Raw genomic sequence first — 23,839 nt, 5'->3', positions numbered from 1 at the left:
AGGAGGGGCGCATCGCGCCCCTCCTCTCCCGCGTGGTCCGAGCTCAGTCGACGAGCACCGCGACCGTCCGCGCCGGGATCTCGATGGTCGCCGTGTCCGCGCTCCAGGAGGTCTCCTGGACGACCGGGTCGGAGCCGTCGGCCTGCGCGGGCGTGAGCGCGAGGGCGCGTCCCTCGAGCCCCGCGAGCGATTGCGTGACCGGCTCATCCGAGGCGTTGAAGAACACGAGCGCGCCGTCGAGCTCGGGGTCGGCGTCGGCGCCGCGCAGATCGTCGATCCACATCGCGATCGTGCCCGGCGCGTCGGTCGCGGGGAACGACACCTTCTCGTGGATGAGCTCCGACGAGCCGAGCGTGAGCAGGCCCACCTCCGAGCGCACCTCGAGCAGGTCGAGCGCCGCGGCCTCGGCCGTCGCGATGTCGTCGGCCGTCGGCTTCAGCGCAGGGTCCTCGAGGAGGGGCGCCATGATGCTCCACTTGCCGCCGTTGTCGGCCTCGGGAGGCAGACCCGATCCGAAGGTGGACTCCTGCCCCGACCAGTCGATCCGGTTGAACCAGTCGCCCGAGTCGTAGCTGTTGCGGTCGAGCGACTTCGAGCGGAGCAGCTCGGTGCCCGCGTGCCAGAACGACACCGACTGCGACAGCGTGGCGGTCGCGAGGGAAAGCGTGTTCATGCGCACGCGCTCGGCCATCGGGGTGTCGGCCGGGAGCTTGAACACGGAGAGGTCGTAGAGCGTCTCGTTGTCGTGCGCATCGACGTAGTTCACGACCTCGGATGGCTCGTCGGCGTAGCCGGCGGGCGCGCCGCGATAGTCGATCTCATCGCCCCGGCGGATCTCGCCGTCCGACGTGAGCAGCTCGTAGTCGCGGAGGTTGCCCGCGAGGCCGAGCTTCACGAGGTCGGTCTCGTGGCCGAGGTCTGCGAGCGCCTGCTCGTTGGTGCCGTTGATCGGGTCGCCGTTCGGGTCGGTGCCGAGGCCCGTGCCGAAGCCCTGGCGGAACGTCGACGATCCGTCGACCGGGCTGCCGCCGTGCACGGCGTCGCGGAGCCGGTCGTTGAACGTGCCGATCCCGGTGCCGCCGAGCTGGCCCTGCTTCGCCTGGGTGAAGAGCCGGTTCCCCGCGACCTCGCCGAAGTCCCAGCCCTCGCCGTAGAGGTAGATGGACGATCCGTCGACGCCGTCGCGGCGCAGGGTGAGCTCGTCGAGCGCCGCGCGGATGGCGGTCATGTTCTCGACGGAGTGGTGGCCCATGAGGTCGAAGCGGAATCCATCGACGTGGTAGTCCCGCGCCCAGGTCACCACCGAGTCGACCATGAGCTTCTGCGCCGCGGCGTGCTCGGTCGCGACGTTCTGGCAGCACGTCGACGTCTCCACATCTCCCGCGGCGTCGAGGCGGTGGTAGTAGCCCGGCACGACGCGGTCGAGCACCGAGCGCTCCCCCTGACCGGACTCCGCGGTGTGGTTGAACACCTCGTCGAGCACCACCTCGAGCCCCATGCCGTGCAGCGCTCCCACCATCGAGCGGAACTCCGCGACGCGAGCCCCTCCGTGGGCGTCGACCGCGTAGGAGCCCTCGGGCACCGAGTAGTGGTACGGGTCGTACCCCCAGTTGAAGCCGTCCTGAGCGGCGACCGCCGACACGCACTCCTGCTGGTCGGGCGACGCCGGCCCCATGGAGGCGAGGTCGCAGTCGGGCTCGAGCTGCGCGGCCCGGTCCTCCTCGATCGTGGCGATGTCGAAGGACGGCAGGAGGTGCACGGTCGTGATGCCGGCGTCGGCGAGCTGACGCAGCTGCCGCGTGCCGTCGCTGTCCCGCGTGAACGCGCGGTACGTGCCCCGCTCCTCCGCGGGCACGGACTCATCCGTGATCGAGAAGTCGCGGATGTGCAGCTCGTAGATCGCACGGTCCACGGCCTGCTCGACCTCGGGCGCCTTCGCCTTCGTCCACTGCTTCGGCTGCCAGGCCCTGTCTTCGAGATCGATCGCAACCGAGCGCTCGGAGTTCGGCGTGAGCGCGACGGAGTACGGGTCCGTGACGACGTTCGTCTCGATGGCGCCCGTCGTCGGCGCGAAGACGGTCACCTCCCAGGCGAACTCATCGCCCTTGAGATCCTTCTTCCCGCGGACCTCCCACACTCCGGAGGCCTCGTCGTAGCGCGCCTCGTGGCGGAGCGGATCGCCGTCGGCGCCCTCGTCCCACGTCAGCAGGGTCGCCGACTGCGCCGTGGGGGCCCACAGGCGGAAGGTCGGCTTGCTCCCCTGGAACGTGACGCCGAGCTCGACCCGCTCGAGCGCGTCAGCGTAGAGCGCGTCGAGCAGCCCGGGGATCTGGACGCCGGTGTAGCCGGTGATGACGCCGTCTCCGCCGCGCTGCGCGACAGCCAGCTCGCCGCGAGCGAGCTCCGCGGCGTCCTGCCCTTCGACCCGCAGCGCGATCCCGTCCGCGAGCGCCGGGAAGCGCTCGCGCTGCTCCTCGGTGAGGCCCCCGTCGACGACCGTCAGGGCGATGGGGTCGGCGCCTTCGACGGCGCCGTCGACGAGCTCGAGGCTCGCGTCCGGCGAGGCGTAGAGCTCGTACGACGCCCCGTCGGGCTGCCCGAGGTCGGCGGGCCAGACGAGCGTCTCCTCATCGATCCAGTGCGCGCGCTGCTCCCCCGTCCCGGCGAGCGGCGGCTCGGCCGCGGCGATCTCGAGCCGGTGGTCGGCGATCGAGTAGCGGAAGGTCACGGGCGTGCCGTCGGCCACGCTGAAGGAGTAGTTAGCCCCGTCGCGCACGCCGTCGACGCCGTAGTTCTCGTCCCAGCTGCGCCCGTGCGCGACCTTGGCCTCGTAGCCGCCGTCGGGGATGGCGTCGGTCGTGAGCTCGTACACGCCGTCGCGATCGCCGTCGGAGAGAAGTGAGCCGAGGCAGTCGGGGGCCCAGTCGCCCGCGCACCCGAGCTCGCTCTGGAAGCTCCCGGACACCGTGACGATGGGGCCCTCCGCCGTCGACTGCACCACGTTCGAGCGCGGGTCGAAGAGGAAGGTGATCGGGCCGCCGTCGTGCGAGAACGAGAAGTTCGCGCCGTCCTGGACGCCGCCCTGGCCGTAGTTCACGGTCCAGCTGCCGTTCAGCGCCACCTTGTACTCGTAGTCGCCCGCGGGCAGGTCGAACGTGCCGGCGTAGACACCGCCCGCCTGCAGCTCGAGCTTCGCCGCCTCGCACGCCGGGTCCCAGTCCCCCGCGCAGCCGAGCTCGGAGTTGTGGCTTCCAGGCACCGTGACGAGCTCGATCGGCGTCTCCGGCTCCTCCCTCTCGACGAGGTCGACCGCATTGCCGGCCGATGCGTAGGTCGAGGCCGCCGAGCGGTTGCCCGCGGCATCGGTCACCACGGCGCGGTACTCGACGAGCGTTCCCGCTGGCAGCTCCGAGACGTCGTGGAACACGCGCGGCTCGGTGTCCTCGGCGGTGCCGAGCGCGTGCCAGGCATCCTCTCCGACGGTGCGCCACGAGAAGCTCGTCTCGATCCATCCGTCGCCCTCGACCTCCGCCGAGACCGGTGCGAGGCCCTCGAGGCCTGCGCCGGGTGTCGGGGCCGCGATCTGCACGGCGGGCGCGGCGTCGCCCGCCGACACCGTGGCGTCGGCGCGGTAGACGACCGCGCCGAGTGCGGGGACGGTGACCGATGCGGTGCCGGACGCGTCGCTCGCGATGGGCGCGTCCGCGCCGTACACGGGAGCGTAGGACGCATCCGAGGTGAGCGTGGTGAGCTCGACCGTGCGCGCCTCCTCGGCGTTGTTGAGGGCGACGACGTACTCGACCTTCTCATCGCGATCGACGCGCGAGAAGGCGTACACGCCCGCGCCGTTCTCGGCGTAGAGCTCGATCTGGGCGCCGGTCGACAGCGCGGGGTGCGCCTCGCGCAGCGCGGCGAGCTCGGCGATGTGCGTGTAGAGCGGCGCCGACGTGTCGTAGCGGTCGACCGATCCCGCGGTCTCCCCCGTCACGAGGGGCTGCTCGACGTACTCCGCGACCTGCGAGGCGAAGAGCGTCTGGCGTGCGCCCTTGTCGCCGCCCGTGCCTGCGAAGCCCTGCTCGTCGCCGTAGTAGACGACCGGCTGCCCGCGCGTGAGGAACAGCAGCTCGTGTGCGAGCTCATCCCGCTCGAGGGCCTCGCCCGTGTTCTGGAGGAGGTAGCCGATGCGCCCCATGTCGTGGTTCCCGAGGAACGTCGGCAGCGCCGTCGCCGACGAGTCGGGCGTCGTGTAGCGGTCGTCGCCGTCGAAGAGGCCCTGGAGGCCCTTCGCGGAGTTGCCCGCCGCGAAGCCCGCCGCCGAGGACTGGAAGGCGAAGTCGAGGACCGAGTTCATGTCGGTGTCGCGCACGTACGGCGCGAGCTTGACCGGGTCGGCGTCGTAGACCTCGCCGAACATGAAGAAGTCGTCCTTGCCCTGCGCGTGCGCGTAGTCGAGGACCTCCTTCGTCCAGGTCTCCCAGAACGGGAAGTCGACGTGCTTGACGGTGTCGATGCGGAAGCCGTCGATGCCGAGGTCGACCCAGTCGCGGTACACCTCGACGAAGCCGTTCACGACGGTCGGGTGCTCGGTCATGAGGTCGTCGAGACCGTCGAAGTCGCCGTAGGTCACGGACTCCCCCGACCAGGTCGAGTTGCCGCGGTTGTGGTACAGCGTCGGGTCGTTGAGCCACGCGGGAGTCTTGGCCTCGGGGTCGCTCGTCACGGGCGTGTACGGGAACGAGGACTCCGCGTCGAGAGCCGGGAACGATCCCGTTCCGGAGTAGTCCGCCGGGTCGAAGGCGCTGCCGTCCGCGTCGCGATACGGGCTCGTCGCCTGGTCGATGTACCCGTACTGGCCCTCGGCGTAGTCGATGACGTCGGCGGTGTGGTTCGTGATGATGTCGAAGTACACCTTGATGCCGCGCGCGTGGGCGTCGGCGATGAGCGCCTCGAGCTCGGCGTTCGTGCCGAGGTGCGGATCGATGCGGGTGAAGTCGGTGACCCAGTACCCGTGGTACCCGGCGCTCGCATTCGCGCCCTCGCCCTGCACGGGCTTGTTGGCGAAGCTCGGCGTCAGCCAGATCGCCGTCGTGCCCAGACCCTCGATGTAGTCGAGGCTGTCGCGCAGGCCCGCGATGTCGCCGCCCTGGTAGAACCCGCGGTCGGTCGGATCGAAGCCGTGCGCGAGCCGGTCGCCCTCGATGCCGCCCGTGTCGTTCGCGGGGTCGCCGTTGGCGAACCGGTCGGTCATCACGAAGTAGAACCGCTCGTCGGAGCCGGGCTGTCGCACGGGCGCCGCGACGAGCGCGTCGTCCTCCGCCGTGTACCCGCCCGTGAGATCCACGACCTCGACGCCGACGCGCTTGCGGTTGTCGTCGAAGACGAACCGCAGCGTCGCAGGCCCCGCGACGGCGAGCGGGATGTCGTCGGCTCCCCCGTCGAGCCCGTACGCCTCGTCCCATGTGTCGTTCAGCGCGACCTTGTAGTGGTAGCTGCCCGCCGGCACCTCGAATTCGGCGGCGTACACGCCCTCGACGCCGGTCGGCGCGAGCTCGGTCTCCGAGCAGTCCGGCAGCCAGTCGTCGGCGCAGCCGAGCTCGCTCTGCAGGCTGCCCACCAGCGCAGGCGACCGATCGGCGGCGCTCGCGGACACGGCGGAGCCGACCGCGCCCGAGAGCGCGAGGGCGGGGATGGTCATGAGGGCAAGCGCGCGACGTCGCGCAGCGGTCGTCTTCGACACGTCTTCTCCGGGGTGCTCGGGTGATGACGCCAGGCGTCCCGCCGAAGATAGCAACCTCGGCGGCGATTCTGCAAGCGCTTGCAGCCAGAAACATGAAGCGTCACCGCCGACTTGGCCCCTTCCGCGCAAGCGCTTGCAGGGTGGGATGTGCGGGATGCCGCGATCGGGCACACTGGAGGGATGGCGGAGGACCCCCGAGCGCTGCGCAGCCGCAGGCGGCTGCAGGAGGCGCTGCACGACCTGCTCACGCGCGAGGCGCTGACCGACATCGGCGTCGCCGAGCTGTGTCGTGCGGCCGGTGTGCACCGGACGACGTTCTACGGGCACTACACGAACGTGGGCGACGTCGCGTCCGACATGCACGCGAGCTGGCTCGACGCCGCCGCCGAGATCTCCGTGCAGCCGGGAGACTCGCTCGCCGACCTCGCGGCGCGGTACGAGGAGGCGACCACGGCCGTCCTGCGCGGCATCACCGCGGAGCGCCCCGCCCTGCGCGCGCTCCTCGCTTCGGAGTTCTCCCTCGACTTCCGCCGACGGCTGCAGGCCCTCTTCGACGAGCGATGCGCCACGGCGCTGTCGCGGTTCCGCGAACGCGGCTTCGATGTGGTCTTCGACGACGCGGTCGCTGCCGCGTATGTCGCGGGCGGGTTCGTGGGCGCCGCCCTGCGCTGGGCGACGAGCGACGAAGCCGACGAGGAGTCGTACACGCGCGCGATCTTCCAGCACCTTCCCGCATGGTGGCCGCGCCCGGCCTGACGCTGCGCGGCACCGCGCTAACCTCGGACGGATGAGGCACAGGCGCGGGCGGATCGTCGTGGTGGAGTCCCTCGCCGAGTTCGACGCCCGACTCGCGCAGGGCGCGCGGAGCCTGCGCGGATGGCGCCTGCTCGGCCTCGACCTCCGCGAGCGGTCCGGGCAGCTCGCGGACTGCGACACGTCGCGCGCGACCTTCGCAGGATGCGCGCTCGCCCCGGGGGACGCCGAGCTCCACGCCGGTCGGGGCGCGCTCGTGCTCCCCGACGTCGCCTTCGCCCCCGTCGACCCTCATCGCGACGCGCTCTACACGGCCGACGAGCTCTACGACGCGCCCGTGTGGGGCGCATCCCTCGACGGACGCGCGTACGCCTGGTCGCAGGAAGCGCGCGACCCCGACGCCGTCCTCGCCCGCGTGCTGCATGACGCAGGGGTCGACGCGGCGCTCGAGCGCTGGGTCGCGGGGCGGCACCTCGTCGGCGTGATGGGCGGCCACGCCCTCCGGCGCGGCGAGCCCGACTACCGCGAAGCCGCGCGGCTGGGGCGCCTCCTCGCGGCGCAGCGCCCCGACGGCCGCCTCGTCGTCGCGACCGGAGGGGGTCCCGGCGCGATGGAGGCCGCGAATCTGGGCGCGCGCTTCGCCGATCTCCCCGAGGACGCGCTCGATGCGGCGCTCGCGACCCTCGCCGTGCATCCGTCCTTCCATCCGTCAGTCGACAGATGGGCCTCATCGGCGCGCGCCGTCCTCGCCGACCTCGCGTCGCCTGTCGACACGCTCGGCGTGCCCACCTGGCACTACGGGCACGAGCCGCCGAACCTCTTCGCGACGGCCATCGCGAAGTACTTCCGGAACGCGCTGCGAGAGTCGATCCTCCTGCAGCTCTGCGACCGCGGCATCGTCTTCCTGCCCGGCGCCGGCGGAACCGTGCAGGAGATCTTCCAGGACGCGTGCGAGAACTACTACGCGACGCCGGAGGCCGTGGGCGAGATGGTGCTCGTCGGCCGGCGGCACTGGACGGAGACGTACCCCGCCTGGCCGCTCCTGCGCGCTCTCGCGGAGGGGCGGTCCATGGCGGGGCACGTGCACCTCGTGGACGACGTCGACGAGGCGGCTGCGCTCATCGCGGCGCGCGGCTGACGGCTACTCGGTCCGCTCGGGGTCCCGCAGCACGCGGGTGAGCACGGGGCGCGTCGCCCGCAGGGCGAGCCACACGAGCAGGATGCCGAGCGCGAAGCACGCGACCATGACGACGATCGAGATGGGCGCGAGGATGAGCGACATGCCGAGGAGCGGGAAGACGAGCGCGCCCCCGGCGAGCGCCGAGACGATGACTGTGAAGAGCAGCGGCCCCATCGTCGCGCGCGTGCGGGCGGCCTCCATCGTCGCCCGCGGCATGCCGATGCGATCGAGCGCGACGTAGAGCCCGCGCCGGTCGAGGATGGCCGCCGCCTGATTGACGCCCACCGAGCACGCGACCATGAGGAACGAGACGACGAGCGTGATGAGGATGCCCGTGCGCACGTCGACCATGAGGTAGGCCTCCGCTCCCTCGCCGGCCGGGGTCGCCTCGGCGAAGGCCATGCCCGAGCCGCCGACCACCGCGACGAACGTCGTCATGGCCATCCCGCCGACCTGCCGCCATGCGGCCTTGGGGGATTCGAGGACGGCGCGCGCCGCGACGAGCCGCTCGGGGGTCGTCGCGCGCTTCACGCGGAGCCGCGCGTGCACGCCGATCGCCCACGGCCCGATGAGCCCGAGCACGCCCACGCCCGCGGCGAAGCAGCCGCCGACCGCGATGACGACGGCGGCGTATCCCGGCAGAGCTCCCAGGGCGCTGAGCACCGCGTACGCACCCGCGACGACCGCGACGGCGATGACCGCCCGCAGCCAGTGCAGCCGCGGCGCCTCCTGCTTCGTCCGCACACCCAGCGGAGAGATGTTGACGCGGCGCAGTCCGAGCCCCGCGCTGAGGGCGGCGACCGCGCCGACCGCGGCGACGACGCCGAGAAGCGGCCCGACTCCGACCCAGAGCGACGCCGCGCCGATCGGCCGTCCGAGGAACGGGATGAGGCCGACGAACGGCATGAGACCGAGGTAGAGCACGATGCCGACGAGCGCCCCGGCCACGGCGACCGCCGTCGACTCGAGCACGGTCATGATCGTGACGAGGCGGGGCGTGGCCCCGAGGAGGCGGAGCGTCGCGAGCCGGTCGTCACGACGGCGCGCCGAGAGCCGGGCCGCAGCGCCGCCGAGAGCCATGAGCGGCACCGCGAGGATCGCGAGCGCCACGATGCTCAGCACCTGGTAGAGCGGGACGATGCCGGCGTCGTCGACCGGCCAGGCCCAGAACATGAGCACGCCCCCGAGCACGGTGAGGAGGAGAGCGGTCGTCACGGCGAACGCGACGGCGGGCAGCGCGAACGCAGCCGCGCTCTGCGCGCTCGGTCGCGAGAGGTGCCAGGTCAGGCGCAGCACCGGGGCGCGGCCGCTCCCCTGCCCGAGCGGCGCGGGAGGCGCCGTGCGCTCGGCCGCCAGCGCGGTCATCGCGCCACCGCCGTCGTCCGCTCGCCCTGGACGATCCGTCCGTCGCTCAGGCGGATGGTCCGCGTGCAGCGCGCCGCGACCTGCGGATCGTGCGTGACCACGACGAGCGCGTGCCCCTGACGCAGGGTCGCGTCGAGCAGGGCGGTCATCACGTCGGCCGACGTGGCCGAGTCGAGCGCGCCGGTCGGCTCGTCGGCGAACACGACGCGCGCTCCGGTCGCCTGGGCGCGCGCGATCGCGACGCGCTGCGCCTGACCGCCGGAGAGCTGGCCGATGCGACGGTCCTCCATGCCGGCGAGGCCCAGCGCCGCGAGCCACTGCCCGGCGTGCGCCTGCGCCGCCTCCCGCGGATGGCCGGCGAGCATGAGCGGGAGCGCGACGTTCTCGACGGCCGTGAGCTCAGGCAGGAGGAGGCCCTGCTGGAACACGAAGCCGAGCTCCTCGCGACGCAGCTTCGAGCGCTCGGACTCGCGCAGGTCGTTCACGAGCCTGGCGCCCGCGCGCGTCTGGAGGGTCACCGTCCCGGCATCGGGGGTGATGATGCCCGCGAGCACGTGCAGCAGGGTGGTCTTGCCCGACCCCGAGGCGCCCATGATCGCGACGGCCTCGCCCGGGCGCACGTCGATGTCGACGCCCGCGAGCGCGTAGGTCGGCCCGTAGGCCTTCGTCAGGCCGCGTCCGCTGAGCAGCGGGGCGGACGGGGCATGGGCGGAGGCATCGGGTCGAGGGTCTGGAGTGTGCATGCCTCCATGACATCGGATGGCCTCCCGCGGCGTCGTCCGCCGGGCGGCCCCATCCGGTCATCCTCGCGATGTATCCCGTCTCGGTCGCGGAGGGGAGCCGCCCCGCCGGCGGCTCCCCTCCGACCCGTCACCGGCGTGCGTCGAGGTCGAGGCCGCTGCGCTCCGCGACGTCCTCCCAGGCGAGGAACTTGAAGTTCGTGCTCGCCTCGTCGGAGCCCTCCGGCGTGTTGTCGCCGTCCTGCACGACGAGCAGTCCCCCGTCGAACCCGGGCAGGCTCGCGCTCACCGCGTCCGCACCGTCGCTGTGCTGCGTGCCGTCGACCGCACCGTCGCCGATCGCGAAGGAGCCGACGTAGTCGTTCCCGCCCTGCAGCTCGTAGACGGCGAAGGTGTCGTCGCCCTGGCTCGAGGCCAGGAGGTAGCCCTTCTTCCCCTTCGTGCGGTAGATCGTGAGCCCCTCGATGTCGGTGCGCAGCGCATCGCCGCCGAAGCCGGGGTTCTCCCCCGCGACGCACTCGTCGGTCTCCGGGTCGTACACGGCGGGCTGGCCGAACTCGACCGCGGTGTCGACGAGCTCGGGCTCTCCGGTGAGGTCGGCATCGACCTTCCAGATGCCCACGAGCTCCTGGCCGAGGTAGGCCGTCCCCGTCCGCTCATCCACGACCATCCCCTCGACCTGCGCGTACTCGCCGGGGTCGTCGCACGTCGTCCAGGTGGAGCCGTCGGGCAGCGTGAACGCGGCCGGCAGGGCGAGCTCGCGGATGCGCTCCCAGCCGACCGTGCCGTCCTCGCGCGCCTTCAGCTCGAGGAGGGCCACCTCCGTCTCGGAGTTGCGGCTGACGAGCGCGTACGCGCCGTCGTCGTCCTGCCACGTCGTGAGGCCGTACGCGGTGTGCTCGCCGTCGATCTCCTCCTGAGAGGCGCTGAAGATCCAGCCGGCGTCGGGGTCGGTGACCTCGGTCAGCTCGCCGTCGTCGATGACGAAGATGCCCAAGTCGTCCATGCCCTTGTCGGACGCGACCGCGAGGTCGACCTCGTCGCCGTCGAGCTCGAAGTCCTCGACGATGTCGACGTTGTTGTAGCGGCCGGGCGCGTGGTCGTCGCCGGGTGCCGGCTTCGGGGCGATGTGCTGGAGCTCCTCGCCGTCGAGGTCGTACACGTAGATGCCGGCCTCCTTCGCGGTCGCGATGACCACGCTGTCCTCTGGGTCGTCCTCGTCGATCCAGATCGCGGGGTCATCGGCGTCGGCGTCGTCCTCGTCCCACAGCGCGGGGGTCTCGAGCACGGCCGTGAGCTCATCGGGCTCGTCGTGGTGAGGGCGCGCCTGCGCGGCGGAGGCGCCGACGAGCACGGCGGCCGTGCCGATCGCGGTGACGGTGAGCAGTCGGGGCAGCAAGGTCTCTCCTCGGTTCGGGGAACGGTGACGCTCGATCGTTCTCCCCGGCCGTGAACGCGACATGAACCGGCGCTGACGCGACGACCGGCGTTGACGGCGCCGCCGCGGGTGCCTAGCGTCAGTCGCAGGCGGCCCCGAGGAGGCAGGCGCATGGGAGTGGTGTTCTCGAGCTTCACGACGACTCTCGACGGATTCATCGCCGACGAGCACGGCCGGGTCGGCGCGCTCTTCGACTGGTACGAGAACGGCGACGTCGAGGTGCCGCTGCGCGGCTACGGCCTGGTGTTCCACATGTCGCAGGCGAGCGCCGACTACTGGCGGCAGAACGACACCGAGGGCGCGTTCGTGGCCGGACGCGGGATCTTCGACGACGCGCGGGGCTGGGGCGGGAGGCCGCCCGGCGACTCGCCGACCGTCGTGGTCACGCATCGACCGCCTCCGGAAGGCTGGCCGCCCGTGCCGGACGCGCCCTTCACCTTCGTCGGCGACCTCGACGAGGGACTGCGGATCGCGCGCGAGCTCGCCGGCGACGGCGACATCAACGTCGCGCGCGCCGACATCGTGCGCCAGTGCCTCGACCGCGGCATCCTCGAGGAGATCCGCATCGACCTCGCGCCCGTGCTGCTGCACGCCGGCACGCGGTACCTCGACGGGATCGCCCGCCGGGACATCGAGCTCACGCAGCTCCAGGTCGTCGAGGGCACGGGCGTGACCCACATCCGGTACGCCGTCGCGTACCGCGACGCCGCGGACGCGCGCTGATCCCGCGGAGCTCAGCCCTCCAGCAGGTCGACCGCGGTGTCGAGCGTGCGCGCCGCCGCCTGCGCGTCGACCCGCACGGTGGCGAGCGCCGCGACGACGAGCCCCGTGAGCGCTTCCGCGAGTCGCAGCCGCTCGCCCTCCGACCGCTCCGGATGCCGTGCCGCGACGCCTGCGGCGAGCGCGTCGCGCAGCTCGGCACGGTAGGCCGCGACCGTCTCGGCGACCGCGTGGTCGTCGCCGATCGGCGCCGACGCGGCGTTGATGAGGAGGCACCCGCTCGTGGCCGGGAGCGTGCGCGCCCGCGCGAGCGCATCGCGCAGGCCCACGAGGTAGTCGCGTGCCGCGGTCACCGCCACGTCCGCGCCCTGCAGCGGCCGCAGGCGCGGGCGCACGACCTCGTCGAGGTAGCTCTCGACGGCGGCGTCGAAGAGACCGCGCTTGGATCCGAACGCGTGATAGAGGCTCGACCGCCGCAGCCCCGTCGCCTCCTCGAGCGCCGGCACCGACGCGCCCTCATAGCCCTCGTGCCAGAACACGCCGCGCGCCGCGCGCACGACCTCCGCGCGGTCGAAGCTCGGAATCCGCCCCATGTCCGCTCCCGTCACCCGTTCCCCGGACTATATTGTAACGGTCATTACAGAAAGGTCGATCATGATCATCGCAGGTCTCGTGCTCGCCGCCGTCGCGGCACTCGTCCACGTCTACATCTTCTTCCTCGAGTCGATCGCCTGGACGAGCCCGCGCGCCCTCAGGACGTTCGGCCAGACGCGCGAGGCGGCCGAGGCGCAGAAGGAGCTCGCCTTCAACCAGGGCTTCTACAACCTGTTCCTCGCGATCGTCGCGGCACTCGGCGTCGTGCTGTTCGCCACGGGCGCGGCCGTCGTCGGGGCGACCCTCGTCTTCACCGGAGTGGGCTCGATGCTGGCCGCGAGCCTCGTGCTCCTGATCTCGAGCCCCGACAAGGCCGCGGCCGCGCTGAAGCAGGGCCTGGTCCCTGCCCTGTCTGTGATCGCGCTCGCGATCGGCCTCGCCCTGTGATCGACGCACCCCGCGAAACCGCAGCGAAGGAGAGAACCCGGTCCATGCCATCCGCCGTCAGCACTCAGATCCAGCTCGTGTCCCGCCCTCAGGGCTGGCCGACCCACGAGGACTTCCGCACGGTCCAGGTGACCTACGGCGACCTCGCTCCCGGGGAGGTCCGTGTGGAGAACGCGTTCGTCTCCGTGGACCCGTACATGCGCGGGCGCATGAACGACGCGCGCAGCTACGTCGCGCCGTACGCGCTCGGCGAGACCATGGAGGGCGGAGCGGTCGGACGGGTCGTGGCGTCGGCGTCGGACGACGTGCCGGTGGGCAGCGTCGTCGTGCACCAGCTCGGATGGCGCGACATCGCGCAGGCTGACGCGTCGGCGTTCCGAGTCGTCCCCGACCTGCCCGGCGTGCCCCTCTCGCTGCGGCTCCACATCCTCGGGATGACCGGGCTCACGGCGTACGTCGGGCTCACTCGCATCGCGGAGATGAAGGAGGGCGACACGGTCTTCATCTCGGGCGCGGCCGGAGCAGTGGGCACGGCCGCGGGCCAGATCGCGCGGCTCCTCGGCGCGAAGCGCGTGATCGGCTCGGCGGGCTCGCCCGAGAAGGTCGCCCTGATCACCGAGAAGTACGGCTACGACGCGGCGGTGGACTACAAGGTCGCCCCCATCCGTCAGCAGCTGGCCGACGTCGCGCCCGAGGGCATCGACGTCTACTTCGACAACGTGGGCGGCGACCACCTCGAGGCCGCCCTCGACGCCTTCAACGACGGCGGCCGCGCGGCCCTGTGCGGGGCGATCGCCACGTACAACGCCGACGGCCCCGTGCCGGGCCCCGACAACCTGTCGAACCTCGTCACGCGCGGTCTGCGCCTCGAGGGCTTCACGGTCGGCAAGCATCTGTCGGCGGCGCCGGAGTTCCAGGAGCGGATGGGCGGCTGGCTCGCGGAGGGACGCATCGCCTACGACGAGACGATCGTCGACGGCATCGACCACGCGGTCGACGCGTTCCTCGACATGATGCGCGGCGCGAACACCGGGAAGATGCTCGTCCGGATCTGAGGCCAGGGCCGCGCTATCGTCGCGACATGAGCACCACCCTGAGCGACACCGATCTGGCGCACCTGCGCCGCTGCGTCGACCTCGCGCGCGAGGCCCTCGACGACGGGGATGAGCCGTTCGGCTCCGTCCTCGTCGACGCCGAGGGCCTCGTGCGCTTCGAGGACCGCAACCGCGTGAAGGACGGCGACGCCACCCGCCACCCGGAGTTCGAGATCGCACGCTGGGCAGCCGCGCACCTGTCGCCCGCCGAGCGGCGGACGTGCACCGTGTACACCTCGGGCGAGCACTGCCCGATGTGCGCCGCTGCGCACGCCTGGGTCGGGCTCGGGCGCATCGTGTACGCGTCGAGCACCGAGCAGCTGGGCGCGTGGCATCGCGCGTGGGGCGTCGCCCCTGGCCCCGTCGCCGCGCTGCCGATCACGGCGGTCGCGCCCGGCGTCCGCGTCGCCGGCCCCGCGCCCGAGCTCGCGGCCGAGATCCGCGCCCTGCACGCGCGCATGCTCGGCCGCGAGGCGGACGACGGCGATCAGGCCGGCTGAGCCGCGCGGACCCGCAGGGCGCGCGCGAGGTGGTCGCGCTCCTCGATGACGATCCGGCGCAGTGCGGCCGGGGCGTCGCCGTTCGCGGCGAGCCACGCGTCGACGCGATCGAGCGAATCGGCCTCGGGGAACAGCCCTCGCACGAGGCGCCCCGCGATCTCGATGCTGCGCTCCTCCCACGCGGCGCGGATCCGCGCGAAGTAGGCGTCGTCGAACTCGGCCACGAGGTCGCGCCGGCCGCCGGCGCGGAAGCCCGAGATGGTCGCCGAGAGGTGGTCGTTCGTGAGCGTCCGGTCCTCCCACGCGGCGTTCCACGCGTCCCGGCGGACCACGGCGTCAGGGCGCGACGCGAGCACCCGGAGGTGCTCCGTCCGGCCGCTCGCGGTGTCGTCGCGCGCGAGCTCGGCGTCGGCGTCGGCAGTCGTCGCATGCCCGGTTGCGGCGAGCGCCGCGAGCCACGCCCAGCGGAGGTCGGGGTCGAGAGCGAGACCATCCGGCGCTGGCCGCTCGCCCGCGAGGATCGCACGGAGGTCGGCGGCGCGCCCGTCGTGGAAGGCCGCCGCCGACGCGACCGCACGCGCCCAGGCGAGCTGGCCGTCCGACCCCGGTGCCGCCGCGGTCATCCCCTGCCACGTCGTCTCGAGCCATGCCGCACGCTCGGTCGCGCGCGACGACTCCGGCGTGTAGTGCCCGACCGCGTAGGCGGAGTTCGCGAGCACGCCGCCGAGCAGCGCGACGTTCGACTCGGCCGGTGCGTGACGCCGGACGATCTCGAGGTACCGCCCCGTGGGGAGCTCCCCGTCGCGGGCCGCGTTCCAGAGCGCCGACCACACGAGCCCCCGCGCGAGCGCATCGTCGATGGTCGAGAGCGCCTCGTGCACGGCGTCGAGCGAGCGCGCGTCGAGGCGGACCTTGGCGTATGTGCGGTCGCCGTCGTTCGGGAGGATCAGATCGACGTCGGGGGCGACCGGGAGATCCACGGTCGTGCGCTCCGCGCGGATGTCGAGGTCGAGCGATGCGCGGCGGACGAGGCGGCCCGCGTCGAGCGCGTACAGGCCGAGCGAGAGCCGGTGCGGACGCGGATCGGTCTGCACGACGGTGAGGCCCTGCCCGCGCTCGACCGAGATCGTCGACATGCCGGTCGTCTCGAGCCACGCGCGCGACCACGCGCGGACGTCGCGGCCGGACACGGCCTCGAGCTGCGCGAGCAGATCCTCGAGGGTCGTGTTCCCGTACGCGTGCGCGGCGAAGTAGCGTCGGGACCCCTCGAAGAACGCCTCCTCGCCGACGAACGCGACGAGCTGCTTGAGGACCGATGCGCCCTTCGCGTAGGTGATCCCGTCGAAGTTGAGCTTGGCTGCCTCGAGATCGGGGATGTCGGCGACGATCGGATGGGTCGTCGGCAGCTGGTCCTGCTGATACGCCCACGCCTTGCGTCGATTCGCGAACGTCACCCAGGCGTCTGTGAACCGGGTCGCCGCGGCGGCCGCGTGCGAGCCCATGTAGTCGGCGAACGACTCCTTGAGCCAGAGGTCATCCCACCAGCGCATCGTGACGAGATCGCCGAACCACATGTGCGCCATCTCGTGGAGGATCGTGTTGGCGCGCGCCTCGTGCTGCGCCGTCGTCGACGCGCCCCGGTACACGTAGGCCTCCGTGAAGGTCACGAGACCGGGATTCTCCATCGCCCCGAGGTTGTACTCGGGAACGAACACCTGGTCGTACTTGCCCCACGGGTACGGGAACGCGAACGCGTCCGTGAAGAAGTCGAGGCCCTGGCGCGTGACCTCGAGCACCTCGTCCGCGTCGAGGTGCTCCGCGAGCGACGCGCGGCAGAGGACGCCGAGCGCGACCTCCTGCTCGTCGCGGCGCCAGACGCCGTCGACGCGGTGGTACGGGCCCGCGGCGACCGACGTGATGTAGCTCGAGATCGGCAGAGTCGGCGCGAACTCGATGTGCTGCGCGCCATCCGCCTCCTCCGACGCGACCGCGCTCTGATTCGAGAGCACGTGCCATCCGCTCGGCGCGGAGACGCGGAACGTGTACCGGGCCTTCATGTCGGGCTGCTCGAAGCAGGCCATCACCCGGCGGGAATCGGCGGGCTCGTACTGCGTGTACAGATAGGTCTCGCCGTCGACGGGGTCGACGAACCGGTGCAGGCCCTCGCCCGATCGGCTGTACGCGCCGCGTGCCGCGATGCGCACGGTGTTGCGGTCGGCGAGGCCCGCGACGCGGATGCGCGCGCCATCCCACTCGACATCGTGCGCGACGCCGTTCACCTCGACGGACTCGACGGCCTCTCCGATGAAGTCGATCCACGTCTCCTCGGCCGTCGCGTCGAACTCGAGGACGCTCGTCGTCGGGAATCCGCTGCGCTGCGTATCGGGTGCTCCCGTGAGATCGAGCTCGACGCGGATGGCGTGGACGGTGATGGCCGCGGATCGCGCGGCCGCTGCTTCACGGCTGAGGTTGGCGCTGTTCACCGGTCCATGCTTTCACGGCGCGGAGCCGTCGCCGCGGAGCGGCCCCGCGCGTAGGCTGGCCGCGATGAGCACTTCCGCAGACGACGGCCGCATGAACTTCCACACGCGCAAGTGGGTCCGCCCCGAGGACCTCAACGCGAACGGCACCCTGTTCGGCGGGAGCCTGCTCAAGTGGATCGACGAGGAAGCCGCGATCTACGCGATCATCCAGCTCGGCAATTACCGCGTCGTGACGAAGTTCATCTCGGAGATCAACTTCGAGGCGTCGGCTGTGCAGGGCGATCTCATCGAGATGGGCCTCATCGCGACGCACTTCGGCCGCACGTCGCTCACGATGCGCGCTGTCGTGCGCAACATGATCACGCGGCGGACGATCCTCACGATCGAGAAGATCGTCTTCGTGAACCTCGGCGAGGACGGCAACCCCGCCCCGCACGGCTACGACTCGATCACCTACCAGCGCGATCGCATGCCGACCGAGCACTCCGCGACCGGGACCATCCGCCTGCCGCAGGCATAGCCGCCGACGCGGCGGGCCCGCCTCGGATCTCAGAGCAGGCCGAGCCGCCGACCAAGCTGCAGAGGACGCGCACCGCCCGCCGTCAGCGCACGCGCAGCGCGCCGGGCTGGATCTCGACCGCGAACTGCGTCACCTCGCCGAGGTCGTCGCCGTCGACCTCGAGCACACGCGGCTGCGGCAGCTCGACCGCGACCGACGTCGCTCGCGCGTGGGCCGCCGTCTCGCCGCTCTCGGCGCGGTCGGTCGCACCCATGAGACGGCGGATGCCGTTGTCCCACACGAACGAGCGCAGGGTGTCCAGCCAGCCGGCGATGCCCTCCGCGCTCAGCAGCAGCAGGTCGAGCTCGCCGTCCGACGGGTCCGCGTCGGGCAGAAGCGTGATGCCGCCCTGCAGCATGCCGCAGTTGCCGACCATCAGGGTGTGGCCCGGCGCCGTCACGGCCTCTCCCCCGTCGACCGCGATCCGCAGCTCGATGACCTCGCTCGCGTTGACCGCGCGCCCGAGGGACTCCACGTAGGCGAGCCATCCGACCTTGCTCTTGAGGTCGTCGTCGGTCTCCACGATCATGTGGGCGTCGATGCCGAAGCCGGCCATGACGGCGAAGGCCTGTCGAGTGGGCGCCCCGTCGACGGCCGTCTCGATCCATCCGATGTCGATCACGCGCGCTTCGTCGGCGAGCGCGCGGGCGAACGCCGCCTGCGGGTTGTTGAGCGGGATGTCGAGGTTGCGCGCGAGCAGGTTGCCGGTTCCCAGCGGCACGATCGCGAGCTCCGCGCCCGCGCCCGGCTCCGCGAGGCGCTCCGCGACCGCGCGCACCGTGCCGTCGCCACCCGCCGCGACGATCACGTCGGCGCCCCACTCGAGCGCATCCTCCGTCGCCTTCTGACCGGGATCCTCGACAGTGGTCTCCCACCACGAGATCTCCCGCTCGTCGTCGCCGAGCGCGGCGGCGAGCCCGGTCTCGAGCACCTCGCGCTCGGTCTTCGACGGGTTCCAGACGATCGCGATCCGCTCGAGTGCCATGCTTCCCCCTGTGTCCTGCGGCCGACTCGCCTCCTCAGCCCTCGGGGAGTGCGAGCTTGGCCTTCTTCGCCTGCTTGCGGTTGCGGTCCTTCGCGAAGATCTTCTTCGCGTCCGCTGGGTCCAGTCTGCCCTCGGCGAGCAGGCGGATGGGGCACCGCTTGCAGCGTGGCTTCGACTTGCAGCAGGTCTTCTTCGGCTTGACCCGCTTGCTCTTCTTCTTCCCGGAGGACATCCCGACATGGTAAGCCGCCCGGCTCCCCGCGCGAAGAGGGGAGCCGGGCGGATGACACCGCGTGTCACGCGGCGGCCGAGCGGATGGCGCCGGCCGGTCAGCGCGCGTCGGCCACGGCCGCGACGGCGACGTCGGGATGGTCGCTGAAGACGCCGTCGAGGCCAGCATCGACGAACGCGCGCAGCTCCCCGGCGAGATCGCCGGCCGCATTCGGGTCGGCGCTCGACCGGAACTCGGCGGGCAGGAACTGGTTCTCGAGCCGGAACGTCCACCCGTGCACCTCGAGTCCGGCGGCGTGCGCGTCGGCGACGACCGCGGTCGGCTCGGCGAGCGTGCCATCGGCCGCGCGCGGGATGACGACCGACTTCTCGGCGCCGAGGATGTCGGCGTACGTCGCGATCTCCGCGAGCCCCTCGGGCGTGACGAGGTCGGCGTACGTGCGCGGGTCGCCCGCGGCGCGCAGGTCGAACGGTGCGCCCGACGAGTTCGCGAGCTGGGCGATCCGGACATCCGTCATCGCGTCGAGATCGCGCAGGTTGCCGGTCTCGAAGCTCTGGATGACGACGGGCGCGTCCGCGCGATTCATCCCGTCGGCCTCGAGCGCCGCGACGAGCGGCTCCTCGAGCGAGAGGCCGATCCCGTCGAAGTAGGTGGGGTGCTTCGTCTCGGGCGCGATCCCGACGGGCTCCCCGTCGCACGTCGTGGAGTGGCGGGCGAGGTCGATCACCTCGTCGAGGGTGGGGATCAGGTACAGCCCGTCATAGGCCGCGCTGCCAGGGCGGACGTGCGGGACGCGCTCCTTGGCGCGCAGCGTGCGCAGCTCGGCGAGCGTGAAGTCCTCCGTGAACCAGCCCGTCACGCTCGCGCCGTCGATGACCTTCGTCGTCCGGCGATCGGCGAACTCCGGATGGGCGGCGACATCGGTCGTCCCGCCGATCTCGTTCTCGTGCCGGGCCACGAGGACGCCGTCCTTCGTCGACACGACATCCGGCTCGATGTAGTCGGCGCACTGCAGGATGGCCGTCTCGTACGCCGCGAGCGTGTGCTCGGGACGGTACCCGCTCGCGCCGCGGTGGCCGATGACGTCGACCGCCGAGACCTGCGGGCGCGTCTTCTCGAACGACACGACCGCGAACTCGGTGTCGTCGGGCGTGCCCGGCACGCGCGCGTCGTTGCCGGGGTAGTTGTTGTCGTTGCCGATGAGAAGGTCGCCGCCGCGCAGCTGCACGACCGTCTCGAACGACTGCACGGGGAGGGAGAAGACCTCGCCCGTCCCGTAGCCGTCGCCCGCGCCGATCCCGCTCGGGTTCGCGATGCGCAGCGCGTCGAGCGCGAGGGTCTTCTCGACGTACCCGTCGTCGTCCACGCTGTCCAGGGCGACGCGGTACACGCGCTTGGTCACGGCCTGCTCGCCCTCGAAGTCGTCGCGCTCGACGAGCAGCAGATCGCCGCCGCGGACGGCGAAGGCGTCGCCGATGACGTTGGCCTCTTGGTCGGCCTGGTAGCTCCAGGTGCGCCCCGTGTACGCGCCGGCGCGGATGTCGAACTCCAGGATCTCCCGGCGACGCTGGTCGGCGTCGTCGGCGTACGCGCCCTCGACCACCGGGTACAGGTAGTGGCCGTTCGTCGAGATCGCGAGCGCCTCGAAGCCGCGGCTCGAGCGCACGCGCGGCGTCTCTCCGGCCGAGAGGTAGGGGTTCTGCGGCGACTTCGCGCCCTCGAGCGCGTAGGGCTTCTCGAGGAGCGTGCCCTCCGCGTCGAAGTGGAGCAGGAACGGCCCGAACTCCTCGCCGACCCAGAACGTGCCGTCCTTCGCGCGCACGACCGACTCGATGTCGAAGTCGGCGCCCGTGAGCAGCCGCTCCGCCGTGCCCTCGTTCACGATCGGGAAGTCCAGGAGGTTGTCGCGGTCGTTGTACGAGATGAACCGCTCGACCGCGATCTCGCCGGAGCCGCCCTCCGCCGTCTGCCAGTCGGGACGGACGAGGTAGCTGCGCAGGAGGAAGTCGGCGGAGTTCGCCTTGGAGCCGAACCCGTTGTCGGGCTGAGCCCAGAACGTCCCGTCGCCGTTGTCGATCATGGCGGAGAACCCGGGGATGACCTGGCCCTCCCACGGGCCCGTGCGGCCGTTCGCGGGGGTCGCGAGGGCGCCCGACGGCGGCCCCTCCTCGAGGTGGTCGGCGGAGAGGGTCGCGCGCGCGACGAGCGTGGGCTCGTCGACGGGCGCGCCGCCCTTCTCGTTCGCGGCCAGGGCCGGAGCGGGGACGAGGGAGACGGCCACGGCGGCCGCCGCGGCGGCCGCGGCCAGGCGCTGGGGCCTCCGGGAGAGGATTCGCTTCATGCCGCCAGCGAACCGAACCGCGCGAGCACGACGGTGTCGCGCATGCGGCTGCGCGGCGACGCCGAGGTGAACGGCCGGAAGCACCCGGGGACGCTCCCCGGCCATCCGCCTCAGAACGCGATCGGAAGCGAGGGCGCGAGCCGCCGAAGCCGCGTGTACGTCGGCAGGAGGGCGTCGTACAGCTCGTCGAAGACGGGCAGGAGCGCTCCGTAGACGGCGGCGTCGCCGGGATGCGGGCGGATGGTCTCGTGCACGGGCAGGCGCTCGGCCGCGACGTCGATCGACTCGATGAGCCCGAGCGCCTGCATGCCGAGGAGGGCCGCGCCGTAGCTGGAGCCCTCCTGCCCCTCGAGCAGGCCGACCGGAGCGCCGAACGCATCCGCGAGGGTCTGCTGCCACAGCGGGTGCTTCATGACGCCGCCCGTCGCGCGGATCTCCTCGACCTCGAGGTCGGCCGCGCGCATCGACTGCAGGACGAGGGCCAGCTGCAGGGCGACGCCCTCGACCGCCGCGCGCACGAGGTGCTCCGTGCGATGTGCGCGGGTGAGCCCGATGTAGGCGCCGCGCGCGATGCTGCTCCAGTGCGGTGCGCGCTCGCTGAGGAGGTAGGGCAGCATGATCAGGCCGCCCGAGCCGGCCGGCACGGTCGCCGCCGCATCGAGCAGCTCGGCGGTCGACAACTCGTGACCGCCGGCGATCTCGGACCGCACCCACTCGAGGGTCACGCCGCCGTTGTTGATCGCCCCGCCGATGACCCAGCGGTCCTCCGTGAGGGCGTAGCAGAAGACGCCGCCGCGAGGATCGACCGCGGGACGGCGGACGGCGACGCGCAGCGCCCCGCTCGTGCCGATCGAGCAGGCGGCGACCCCGGGCCGCACGGCGCCCACGCCGAGATTGGCGAGGGGGCCGTCTCCTGCGCCGACGACCACGGGGGTCGCGAGCGGGAGGCCCGTGGCGGACGCCCCCTCCTCCGTGAGCGCGTCGAGCACCGTGGTCGTCGGGACGAGCTCGGGGAGCTGCTCGGCGCGGATGCCCGCGAGCGAGAGCGCCTCCTCGTCCCAGTCGAGGCGGTGGATGTCCATGAGCCCCGAGCACGACGCGAGCGAGTGGTCGATGACGAGCGCGCCGCACATCCGCAGCAGCACCCAGTCCTTGATCCCCGCCCAGATGGCCGCCTGCTGGCGGATCCGCGGCTCCTGCTCGCGGAACCAGATGAGCTTGGTGAGCGGCGACATGGGGTGGATGGGCGTTCCCGTGCGCCGATGGAGCGCGAGCCCGCTCGCGGACGCGCGCAGCCGCTCCGCCTGCACCGCCGCGCGCGTGTCGGCCCACGTGACGACGGGCGTGATCGGCTGCAGCTGCGCGTCGAGCGCCAGCAGCGAGTGCATCGCCGACGAGAACGACAGCCCCGCGACGCGCTCCGCGCCGACCTCGGCGACGACCTCGCGCACCGATGCGTAGACCGCGCCCAGGATGAGCTCGGGATCCTGGACGGCGTGACCGGGATGCGGCTCCTCGAGCGGGTAGCCCTGCGAGGCCGAGGCGACGAGCTCGCCGTCGACCGTGTAGGCGACCGCCTTCGTGGCGGTCGTCCCCATGTCGACGCCGATCACGATGTCGCGCGGGTTCGTCATGCTCCGACCTCCTCGTCAGCCAGCGTCGCTCTGCAGCGTCACGACCACCTTGCCGGAAACCTGCGCATCGCGCGCGATCCGGAAGGCCTCGGCGACCTCGGCGAGGGGAAGCGCGTGCGTGACGACCCTCTCGATGCCGGGGTCGGCCGCCAGCAGCGCGACGGCCTCGTCGATCTCGTCATGGAACCGGAAGGTGCCCACGAGGTGCACCTCCTTCGAGATGTACGGCGCGAGGTTCACCGGACGCGGCTCGTTCGGGACCATCCCGACCTGCACGACGACGCCCTTGCGGCGCACCGCCGTGCCGGCCGACGAGATCGCGACGGGCGCCCCCGAGCACTCGAAGACGACGTCGAACGCGCTCTGCGGGAGCTCCTCGGTGCCCACGCGAACGAGCGCGTCGGCCCCGAGTTCCTCGGCCCGCGCGAGCGGGGCCTCGAGCACGTCGCTGACGGTGATGTGCGCGGCACCCCGTGCGCGGGCCGCGGCGACCGCGAGCAGGCCGATCGGCCCGGCACCCGACACGAGCACCCGGGCGCCGGCGAGGTCGCCGGCCCGCGTGGCGGCGTGCAGGGCGACGCCCAGCGGCTCCGCGAGCACGGCGCGACGAACAGGCAGCGCGTCGGGCAGGACGCGGATCATGTCGGCCCGCACGACGAGCTGCTCGCTCATGCCGCCCTGGGTGTGCGGCCACGTGGACGCGCTGCCGAGGTACGACCCGCCCGGCCACAGGTGCGGGTCGTCCTCGATGCCGCGCTCCGGGGTCCCGAAGCGCGCGGGATGGACCGTCACCGGCGTCCCGGGGGCGAGCCGGCCCGACGGGTCGAGATCGACCCGTCCGGACAGCTCGTGCCCCGGGACGAGGGGCTCCCGCACCACGTACTCGCCGTTCGCACCCTCGAAGTAGTAGTGCAGGTCGGAGCCGCAGATGCCGACGCTGTCGACGCGGATCCGCACCTCGCCCTCCCCCGGCTCGGGCGTCGGGGCCTCGCGGACCTCGATCCGCTCCTTGCCGTCGATGAATGCGGCGCGCATGC

At 72.2% G+C, this 23,839-nt stretch carries 18 protein-coding genes; 7 read left to right on the top strand and 11 right to left on the bottom strand.

Annotation, left to right across the window (positions count from 1 at the left end; translation table 11 throughout):
- Positions 1-43: 43 nt before the first annotated feature.
- A complete protein-coding gene (gene pulA, locus ACWXWW_RS02790) occupies positions 44-5,695 on the bottom strand; it encodes a pullulanase-type alpha-1,6-glucosidase (protein WP_455968792.1) in 5,652 nt (1,883 codons plus the stop codon).
- Positions 5,696-5,917: 222 nt separating this feature from the next.
- On the opposite strand from pulA, the gene ACWXWW_RS02785 reads away from it, so the two are divergent.
- Positions 5,918-6,493: a TetR/AcrR family transcriptional regulator gene (locus ACWXWW_RS02785; RefSeq protein ID WP_455968617.1), complete on the top strand. Its 576-nt coding sequence runs from the start codon at positions 5,918-5,920 to the stop codon at positions 6,491-6,493.
- Positions 6,494-6,524: 31 nt separating this feature from the next.
- Positions 6,525-7,628: an LOG family protein gene (locus ACWXWW_RS02780; protein WP_455968616.1), complete on the top strand. Its 1,104-nt coding sequence runs from the start codon at positions 6,525-6,527 to the stop codon at positions 7,626-7,628.
- Positions 7,629-7,631: 3 nt separating this feature from the next.
- Here the strand turns inward: ACWXWW_RS02780 and ACWXWW_RS02775 are convergent, their stop codons facing one another.
- The 3 genes from ACWXWW_RS02775 to ACWXWW_RS02765 all read right to left on the bottom strand — a co-directional run bounded on the left by ACWXWW_RS02775 (position 7,632) and on the right by ACWXWW_RS02765 (position 11,174).
- Complete coding sequence (locus ACWXWW_RS02775; RefSeq protein WP_455968615.1) at positions 7,632-9,035, bottom strand: permease; 1,404 nt, start codon at positions 9,033-9,035, stop codon at positions 7,632-7,634.
- Complete coding sequence (locus tag ACWXWW_RS02770; protein ID WP_455968614.1) at positions 9,032-9,778, bottom strand: ABC transporter ATP-binding protein; 747 nt, start codon at positions 9,776-9,778, stop codon at positions 9,032-9,034. Before ACWXWW_RS02770 ends, ACWXWW_RS02775 begins: the two co-directional genes overlap by 4 nt.
- Before the next feature lie 127 nt (positions 9,779-9,905).
- Complete coding sequence (locus ACWXWW_RS02765; RefSeq protein WP_455968613.1) at positions 9,906-11,174, bottom strand: phytase; 1,269 nt, start codon at positions 11,172-11,174, stop codon at positions 9,906-9,908.
- A gap of 150 nt (positions 11,175-11,324) precedes the next feature.
- Here ACWXWW_RS02765 and ACWXWW_RS02760 point away from each other — a divergent pair, with 150 nt between their 5' ends.
- Positions 11,325-11,936 (top strand): dihydrofolate reductase family protein, encoded by a 612-nt coding sequence (locus ACWXWW_RS02760; protein WP_455968612.1) that lies wholly within the window; start codon positions 11,325-11,327, stop codon positions 11,934-11,936.
- 11 nt (positions 11,937-11,947) lie between these two features.
- On the opposite strand, the gene ACWXWW_RS02755 is transcribed toward ACWXWW_RS02760, so the two are convergent.
- Positions 11,948-12,526 (bottom strand): TetR/AcrR family transcriptional regulator, encoded by a 579-nt coding sequence (locus ACWXWW_RS02755; RefSeq protein ID WP_282979160.1) that lies wholly within the window; start codon positions 12,524-12,526, stop codon positions 11,948-11,950.
- A gap of 61 nt (positions 12,527-12,587) precedes the next feature.
- Between ACWXWW_RS02755 and ACWXWW_RS02750 the strand changes: the two genes are divergently transcribed.
- Genes ACWXWW_RS02750 through ACWXWW_RS02740 form a run of 3 tightly spaced genes read left to right on the top strand, consistent with a single transcriptional unit; the run spans position 12,588 to position 14,568 of the window.
- Entirely contained in the window at positions 12,588-12,974 is a 387-nt protein-coding gene (locus tag ACWXWW_RS02750) for a DUF1304 domain-containing protein (RefSeq protein ID WP_455968610.1), read from the top strand.
- A 44-nt stretch (positions 12,975-13,018) separates the two neighbouring features.
- Positions 13,019-14,029 carry an NADP-dependent oxidoreductase gene (locus ACWXWW_RS02745; RefSeq protein WP_421075281.1) on the top strand — a complete coding sequence of 337 codons (1,011 nt, stop codon included), beginning with the start codon at positions 13,019-13,021 and terminating at the stop codon, positions 14,027-14,029.
- A 26-nt stretch (positions 14,030-14,055) separates the two neighbouring features.
- Complete coding sequence (locus ACWXWW_RS02740; RefSeq protein ID WP_271173311.1) at positions 14,056-14,568, top strand: nucleoside deaminase; 513 nt, start codon at positions 14,056-14,058, stop codon at positions 14,566-14,568.
- Here the strand turns inward: ACWXWW_RS02740 and pepN are convergent.
- Entirely contained in the window at positions 14,556-17,051 is a 2,496-nt protein-coding gene (gene pepN, locus ACWXWW_RS02735) for an aminopeptidase N (RefSeq protein ID WP_455968608.1), read from the bottom strand. The genes ACWXWW_RS02740 and pepN overlap by 13 nt on opposite strands.
- 64 nt (positions 17,052-17,115) lie before the next feature.
- Between pepN and ACWXWW_RS02730 the strand changes: the two genes are divergently transcribed.
- Positions 17,116-17,571: an acyl-CoA thioesterase gene (locus ACWXWW_RS02730; RefSeq protein ID WP_271173313.1), complete on the top strand. Its 456-nt coding sequence runs from the start codon at positions 17,116-17,118 to the stop codon at positions 17,569-17,571.
- 82 nt (positions 17,572-17,653) lie between these two features.
- Here ACWXWW_RS02730 and ACWXWW_RS02725 read toward each other — a convergent pair whose 3' ends face one another.
- The 5 genes from ACWXWW_RS02725 to ACWXWW_RS02705 all read right to left on the bottom strand — a co-directional run bounded on the left by ACWXWW_RS02725 (position 17,654) and on the right by ACWXWW_RS02705 (position 23,837).
- Positions 17,654-18,595 carry a diacylglycerol/lipid kinase family protein gene (locus tag ACWXWW_RS02725; protein ID WP_455968606.1) on the bottom strand — a complete coding sequence of 314 codons (942 nt, stop codon included), beginning with the start codon at positions 18,593-18,595 and terminating at the stop codon, positions 17,654-17,656.
- Positions 18,596-18,629: 34 nt separating this feature from the next.
- Positions 18,630-18,827, bottom strand: coding sequence for a hypothetical protein (locus ACWXWW_RS02720; RefSeq protein ID WP_455968605.1), 198 nt, complete (start codon positions 18,825-18,827; stop codon positions 18,630-18,632).
- Positions 18,828-18,924: 97 nt separating this feature from the next.
- Positions 18,925-21,168, bottom strand: coding sequence for an esterase-like activity of phytase family protein (locus ACWXWW_RS02715; RefSeq protein WP_455968603.1), 2,244 nt, complete (start codon positions 21,166-21,168; stop codon positions 18,925-18,927).
- A gap of 110 nt (positions 21,169-21,278) precedes the next feature.
- On the bottom strand, positions 21,279-22,802 hold the full coding sequence (locus ACWXWW_RS02710) for a gluconokinase (RefSeq protein WP_324011817.1): 1,524 nt from the start codon (positions 22,800-22,802) through the stop codon (positions 21,279-21,281).
- Positions 22,803-22,817: 15 nt separating this feature from the next.
- Positions 22,818-23,837, bottom strand: a complete 1,020-nt coding sequence (locus tag ACWXWW_RS02705; protein ID WP_421075275.1) for a zinc-binding dehydrogenase — start codon at positions 23,835-23,837, stop codon at positions 22,818-22,820.
- Between the last annotated feature and the right edge of the window lie 2 nt (positions 23,838-23,839).

It is taken from the genome of Microbacterium sp. KNMS (assembly GCF_053851835.1).
Note: the sequence above shows the minus strand (reverse complement) of the source record. Positions and strands in the feature narration are given on the sequence as shown.

Bases quoted from the DNA above. Each gene is read 5' to 3' on its own strand.
- ACWXWW_RS02755 (WP_282979160.1), bottom strand. From the start codon at position 12,526: ATGGGGCGGATTCCGAGCTTCGACCGCGCGGAGGTCGTGCGCGCGGCG.
- pulA (WP_455968792.1), bottom strand. From the start codon at position 5,695: ATGACCATCCCCGCCCTCGCGCTCTCGGGCGCGGTCGGCTCCGCCGTG.
- ACWXWW_RS02725 (WP_455968606.1), bottom strand. From the start codon at position 18,595: ATGGCACTCGAGCGGATCGCGATCGTCTGGAACCCGTCGAAGACCGAG.
- ACWXWW_RS02730 (WP_271173313.1), top strand. From the start codon at position 17,116: ATGAGCACTTCCGCAGACGACGGCCGCATGAACTTCCACACGCGCAAG.
- ACWXWW_RS02705 (WP_421075275.1), bottom strand. From the start codon at position 23,837: ATGCGCGCCGCATTCATCGACGGCAAGGAGCGGATCGAGGTCCGCGAG.
- ACWXWW_RS02785 (WP_455968617.1), top strand. From the start codon at position 5,918: ATGGCGGAGGACCCCCGAGCGCTGCGCAGCCGCAGGCGGCTGCAGGAG.
- ACWXWW_RS02775 (WP_455968615.1), bottom strand. From the start codon at position 9,035: ATGACCGCGCTGGCGGCCGAGCGCACGGCGCCTCCCGCGCCGCTCGGG.
- ACWXWW_RS02720 (WP_455968605.1), bottom strand. From the start codon at position 18,827: ATGTCCTCCGGGAAGAAGAAGAGCAAGCGGGTCAAGCCGAAGAAGACC.
- ACWXWW_RS02715 (WP_455968603.1), bottom strand. From the start codon at position 21,168: ATGAAGCGAATCCTCTCCCGGAGGCCCCAGCGCCTGGCCGCGGCCGCC.
- ACWXWW_RS02710 (WP_324011817.1), bottom strand. From the start codon at position 22,802: ATGACGAACCCGCGCGACATCGTGATCGGCGTCGACATGGGGACGACC.
- ACWXWW_RS02745 (WP_421075281.1), top strand. From the start codon at position 13,019: ATGCCATCCGCCGTCAGCACTCAGATCCAGCTCGTGTCCCGCCCTCAG.
- ACWXWW_RS02770 (WP_455968614.1), bottom strand. From the start codon at position 9,778: ATGCACACTCCAGACCCTCGACCCGATGCCTCCGCCCATGCCCCGTCC.
- ACWXWW_RS02740 (WP_271173311.1), top strand. From the start codon at position 14,056: ATGAGCACCACCCTGAGCGACACCGATCTGGCGCACCTGCGCCGCTGC.
- ACWXWW_RS02760 (WP_455968612.1), top strand. From the start codon at position 11,325: ATGGGAGTGGTGTTCTCGAGCTTCACGACGACTCTCGACGGATTCATC.
- ACWXWW_RS02780 (WP_455968616.1), top strand. From the start codon at position 6,525: ATGAGGCACAGGCGCGGGCGGATCGTCGTGGTGGAGTCCCTCGCCGAG.
- ACWXWW_RS02750 (WP_455968610.1), top strand. From the start codon at position 12,588: ATGATCATCGCAGGTCTCGTGCTCGCCGCCGTCGCGGCACTCGTCCAC.